A 466-nucleotide genomic window follows, 5' to 3' on the forward strand; every position below is an offset into this window, starting at 1 on the left:
GGTGATCGCGGGCCCGCGCCTCACGCCACGTTGAGGCGCCGGCCGCGGTTCCAGGCGAGGAACGGCACGCCCGAGAGCAGGCCGGAAAGCGCCGCCCGCGACTGGTGGCAGCCGTTGACCGAGACCCGCGGCAGGGCGTGCAGGTGGCCGGCATGGTCGGGGAAGAGATGGCCCGGCCGCGTCGTCACCGCGGTCTCGAAGCCGAGGTCGCGGGCGAGCCCGAATTCCCGTGCGCCGGCCGAGGTCGGGTCACCCACCGGGTAGGACAGGTGCCGTACCGGTCGCGCCAGCTCGGCTGCCAGCCGCTCGCGCCCTTCGCCGACCTCGCGGGCGACCGCCTCGATCCCGTGCTTGGCCAGCATCGGATGGCTCCGCGTATGCGCGCCGAAGGTGACGGCCGGGTCCCGGCCGAGCGCCCGCAGGTCGTCCCACGACAGGCAGAGCTCGCGGGCGACCGCGCCCGGGG

1 protein-coding gene is annotated in these 466 nt (G+C 76.0%); it reads right to left on the reverse strand.

What is annotated here, in order from left to right; all coding sequences use genetic code 11:
- Positions 1-20: 20 nt before the first annotated feature.
- Positions 21-466, reverse strand: a 446-nt coding sequence (locus tag FV222_RS28965) for a polysaccharide deacetylase family protein (protein ID WP_147816542.1), incomplete at its 5' end; no start/stop codon positions are given.

The organism is Methylobacterium sp. WL103, from assembly GCF_008039885.1.
Classification (GTDB): domain Bacteria; phylum Pseudomonadota; class Alphaproteobacteria; order Rhizobiales; family Beijerinckiaceae; genus Methylobacterium; species Methylobacterium cerastii.